Source organism: Rothia sp. HMSC067H10 (assembly GCF_001810635.1).
Classification (GTDB): Bacteria; Actinomycetota; Actinomycetes; order Actinomycetales; family Micrococcaceae; genus Rothia; species Rothia dentocariosa.
This window is the reverse complement of the sequence record NZ_KV802283.1, coordinates 1-615: the sequence shown is the minus strand read 5'-3', so window position 1 is coordinate 615 and position 615 is coordinate 1. Positions and strand designations below refer to the sequence as shown.

Annotated in this window: 1 protein-coding gene; it reads right to left on the bottom strand. The window is 50.7% G+C overall.

The window, feature by feature from the left end; translation table 11 throughout:
* Positions 1-185 precede the first annotated feature (185 nt).
* Positions 186-615, bottom strand: a 430-nt coding sequence (locus HMPREF2756_RS11225; RefSeq protein ID WP_168163739.1) for a hypothetical protein, incomplete at its 5' end; no start/stop codon positions are given.

The window sequence follows — 615 nt, the reverse complement described above, 5'->3', positions numbered from 1 at the left end:
GGGGAATCTTGTTTATGGGTGCTCACTACTGGTTGTTGGTTCCGGGCGTGGGTTCGGTGAAGGCACCACAGGGCTACCAGCGGGATTTCCCGCACGAGGATCAGGCACCGGTTCCTGCACTGCAGGCTGCTGCACAAACACAGGCTCGTTACCGTACAGCAGTATAGGAACGTTGGGAAAGACTGTTACTTATCATGACGGACTTTGATGATTTGCATAGCGATACGCTCCCGTATCGAAGCAGCCCATCCAGATGCCGCCAAGAACCATGCTTCTGCTGTCCAGTACCCGACTAAACCTGGAATTATCACCATACACCCTGGAAAGCCCACCCATATTACTACAGCCACTACCGCTACGCCGAGCAGCACAAACATGATGGCTGGATGTATTTTCAAGACTCGTTTAGCTATGACGGATACGAGCATCATCCCTGCGGTTACCAGTGCTGCTGGGTGCATGAGTGTTCCCACATCAAATGATTTTCCATAGATGTAGATGGGGAACACGGAGGAAAACATAATTACAAACCCTAGCCCGATGGTAATTATAAAGACGAGGGCTATGTTATCTCGGGCAGGCTCTTTGGCTTTTTCTACCTCCTGCTCCGCTTTT